Source organism: Mesorhizobium sp. M7A.F.Ca.CA.002.15.2.1 (assembly GCF_003998715.1).
GTDB lineage: Bacteria > Pseudomonadota > Alphaproteobacteria > Rhizobiales > Rhizobiaceae > Mesorhizobium > Mesorhizobium ciceri.
Genome location: NZ_RZPI01000501.1, coordinates 1 through 4,277 on the forward strand (window position 1 = coordinate 1; position 4,277 = coordinate 4,277).

Genomic DNA, 4,277 nt, shown 5'->3' on the forward strand with positions numbered 1-4,277 from the left:
GAAACGGTCATACGCTTTCGAATTGTGGCTGGTGTCGGTGGCGCCGAAGAAGCGGAACAGATCGCCCTGCGATGGCAAATGGCGCACCGCCTCCAGCTTCATGCGGTTCAGCGCGATGTGCGCGGTGTTGAGGTCGACGGCGTCGACCCGGGCCGGCGAGCGCGTGAGGTAGGCCAGGATGTTGCAGCCGCCGGAGGCGATGGTGACGACGCGGTGGCCCTGGCCAAGCTGCATCGCCTCCATGTCGACATCGGGGTCTTCCCAGATCTGCGGATAGACGAGGCCGGAGAACAGGAAGGCGAACAGCCGCTCCGAAATGCCGGCCTTCGACAGCGGGCGGTTCTGATAGACGGCCTTTCCAACTTCCTTGCCGCGGCGAAAAACCAGATCTGCGGAAACGTCCGTCATGGCAAGATGATTCCCCATTTGCTTTGCCGCAAGCGGGTAGCGCAGGCTCATGACAGGCCGGTGACAGCCGGTTGACGCCGGTCGATCCTTGCTGATCTCGATAATGTCTTCGAAAGTGCGGCGGTGCGCGTCTCGACATGGACCGCGCGCTTTTTCATCGAATCTGATTGCAAATAGTCATACGTCGGCCGGCTTCGGCAAGCAGGCCAACAGGACCAGTGCGCTCGATGAAGGGGTAGAGTTGCGAAGCCCGGTTGGAAGTTGTGTCGCCACAACGCTATATTCCGTGAACTGAATGTACGACAGCAGCAAGCTATACTCGACAGTCAGGAAGCCGCGCATGCTTGTCTTTTGGCGAGTCGGCATCCAGGCTGCGACATTGTCGTGGCAGAAATATTCCGGGGGTCGCCATTTCCCGATTTCACCCCCGCCAGCGGGACGATGCCGCCGGAGGGCCGATATACGAAGAGGTCTGTCGCCAGATCGGCAATCTTTTTATCTGAAGATGGTTCGTCCTTCTAGCCCTCTTTTTTGCGAAAAACTTCGTTTATCCCACGGTTTGATTTGATTGCATCCATTAATTTTGGAATCTGGTCCCAATATTCGCTGTAAGAAAAGCAATCTATTAGTTTACTGAACGCATACCACGTGTTTATTTTTTCCGGATCGTCTTTATTTTTGTTTTGGAAAATTGATTGTGCTTCTATGGATAGTTTTTCAAGATGCTCTTCCAGGGAATTGAATTCCCAGTCATCTAAATTCCCATCACCGGTTCTTCTAAGAGATTGTTCCTCCGAAATTCTCCCCGACACTTTAGTGATTTTCATAGCAGTTTTTATAATTTCATCTTCGCTTTTAGCCGTATGAAGGGCAAGGACGGTCACGAGATTCAGCATTTCGCTATGTCTAAACAAAATTGAACGTCTAGGAATTTCTCTTGTTTCTTGAACTCTCTCCATCTCTTTCACTGTTTCCTTGGAAACCAGTTCTTCGTCCTCGCTGGATACGAAGGCTAAAAAGCGCGATGGCGAATATGCGTAGAACAACTGGCCAGTCGCTTCGAAAAACTCGTGCCTGAGTTCAGGCCTTGGTCCCAGGGTCTTGCCATCATGTCGTGCCCACCAGTCTTCTTTGTTATCGTCAGTGACAAAAAGGACCGGAAGCTGAGCCGACTTTGCCTTGTCCTTCATTTCAGCCCAAATCAGATAATCGCCCGGACGGCCTTTGTCTTTATAACCGGGGGGGATTTTCGCATCGAAACGTCGCAGCGCTTCTTTCCGTCGCTGTTCGATGTCGACTGGTTGCTTCCCTACCTTTCCATCGAAGATGTCAGTAACGTCCTTGAAAACCGATAGAGCTTCAGGAAGCTGCTTTACGGCAGTTTCAACTTCAAGGGTCAGGCGCTCGAAGAACTTGCCGATCTCGTCCATAGAGGATCCTTGGGGCCAAGGATCGAATCTGGAGAACGCGCCAATTGCCCCTTCGACCTCATTGCGTTTCTTTAGCAGCTCATCTTTTAGCTTCTGATATGCCGCTCTATTGGTCGAATCAGCATCGCGCCCGTCTGCCTGGAACTCTGCACCGGCCTGATGAGGCAACCACAGTCTATCCCCAAATGACCTAAATGCAGCAAGGACTTCCGCCCGTCTAGCGGGCATAAATCTGAATAGGTGTAATAAGACATTTGTATCCGGGACCAGAAGTCCCGTCTTCCAGATCTTGTCTAATTCCTTTTTGGTGGGCTCGTAAAACCCATGAAAAATCTTCCGCATCCAACCCCCCGGAGTCGAAGCCATTACAACATCGCTGTGAACATTGAAGCAAGCGAGACTTGTAGAGAAATGCCTTTCGAAACCTTTTCTTACCGTGTGAACGGCTCGCTATTGTCGAATGGTAGCGTATAGCGGAATCCTGAATGGTTGCGGTCCCACGTGCCCTAGAATGTCAGAATGCTCCGATGGTGCGGGGAAGTAGGAGGTGGCGATCACAGCCGCTATCATCTGCGCAATAGCCTACTAGGCTAGCATCGCCGCCGAATAGCTGGTGATAAATGCGGCCGGGAGGCGCGAGCCAGTCAAGCGGTTTCAGGCCTTGCCAAATCCCCCCGGCGTCGGCGTCGTCAGGATGACGGCGTCGCCGGCCTGCAACATGGTCTGGTCGCAGGCTTTCAGCAGGTCGATCGTGCCGTCCTTGCGGCGGATCTTGGTCGAGCCGACCTCGCCGTCGCCGCCTCCGTCCAGCCCTTGCGGCGGCCGGTTGCGGTGCGAGGACAGGATCGCGCATTCCATCTTTTCGAGGAAGCGGATGGTGCGTTTGGTGCCGTCGCCGGCGCTCCATCTGCCCTTGCCGCCGGAATCTTTCCGGATGTGGAAATCCTCGAGCAGAACGGGAAAGCGCAGCTCCAGCACTTCGGGATCGGTGAGGCGCGAATTGGTCATGTGGGTGTGGACGCCGGAGGTGCCGGCAAAGCCGCGGCCCGAGTTCATCCGGCCGGCCGGCGAGCCGGAGCAGATCGTCTCGTAATATTGATACGTCTTGTTGCCGAAGGTCAGGTTGTTCATCGTGCCTTGGGCGTTGGCCATGGCGCCCATGGCGCCGAACAGCGCGTTGGTGACATGCTGCGAGGTCTCGACATTGCCGGCGACGACGGCGGCGGGGTAGGCGGGTTTCAGCATGCAGCCATCGGGAATGATGATGTTGATGGGCCGCAGGCACCCGGCATTCATCGGGATCATATCCTCGACCATGACGCGGAAGGCGTAGAGCACGGCGGCGCGGGCCACCGGCTCGGGCGCGTTGAAATTGTTCTTCATCACCGGCGAGGTGCCGGTGAAGTCTACCGTCGCCTCGCGCTTTTGCCGGTCGACCGTGATCTTCACCTTGATGATCTGGCCGGTGTCGGTCGGGTATTCGTACTCAGAACTATCCGGCAGCCGCTCCAGCACGCGGCGCACGCTTTCGGCGGCATTGTCCTGGACATGGCCCATATAGGCCTCGACGACATCGAGGCCGAAATGGGCGACCATCTTGCGCAGTTCGGCTACGCCCTTTTCGTTGGCGGCGATCTGCGCCTTGAGGTCGGCGATGTTCTGGTGCGGATTGCGGGCCGGATAGCGGTGATCGGTGAGCAGCGTTTCCAGCTCCTTCTCGCGGAAGCGGCCACGGTCGACGATGCGGAAATTGTCGAACAGCACGCCTTCCTCGTCGACCGTGGTGGCGAGCGGCGTCATCGAGCCGGGTGCCGTGCCGCCGATATCGGCGTGATGGCCGCGCGAGGCGGCCCAGAACAGGATTCTTTCCTTGGCATCATCGAAGACCGGCGTCACGACAGTGATGTCCGGCAGATGCGTGCCGCCATTGTAGGGTGCGTTGAGGGCAAAGACGTCGCCGGGGTGGATGTCGCCGGAATTCAGCCGGATGATGGTTTCGACCGAGCGGTCCATCGAGCCGAGATGCACCGGCATGTGCGGCGCATTGGCGACCAGCGCGCCGGTCCGGTCGAAGACGGCGCAGGAAAAATCCAGCCGTTCCTTGATGTTGACGGAATAGGCGGTGTTCTGCAGCGTGACGCCCATCTGCTCGGCGATCGACATGAAGAGGTTGTTGAAGACCTCCAGCATGACCGGATCGGCCTCGGTGCCGAGCGCTGCCTGCCGGCGCTTTTTCTCGACGCGGTGCAGGAGCACGTGGTTCCTGGCGGTGATTTCGGCCAGCCAGCCCGGCTCGATGACGATTGTCTGGTTCGGCTCGATAATCAAGGCAGGTCCCGCAACCCTGTTTCCCGGCTTCAGCGCCTCGCGGCGGAAGATGGGTGAAGTGCGCCACTCTCCCTCGGTGAAGATTTCGCGGGTCTGTGAAGGGCTTACGGC

General features: G+C 57.0%; 3 protein-coding genes. All 3 read right to left on the reverse strand.

Annotated elements, in window-relative coordinates; genetic code table 11:
* On the reverse strand, positions 1-459 hold a 459-nt coding region (locus ENZ74_RS23655), incomplete at its 3' end, for a DUF3419 family protein (RefSeq protein WP_127313022.1).
* 467 nt (positions 460-926) lie between these two features.
* The gene (locus ENZ74_RS23660) at positions 927-2,204 is read right to left on the reverse strand and encodes a PIN-like domain-containing protein (protein ID WP_063168485.1); all 1,278 of its coding nucleotides are present in this window, start codon (positions 2,202-2,204) and stop codon (positions 927-929) included.
* A gap of 288 nt (positions 2,205-2,492) precedes the next feature.
* The coding region (locus tag ENZ74_RS23665; RefSeq protein WP_206522316.1) for a hydantoinase B/oxoprolinase family protein at positions 2,493-4,277 on the reverse strand (1,785 nt) is incomplete at its 5' end.

Coding starts and splice junctions, on each gene's coding strand:
- ENZ74_RS23660 (WP_063168485.1), bottom strand. CDS start 2,204: ATGGCTTCGACTCCGGGGGGTTGGATGCGGAAGATTTTTCATGGGTTT.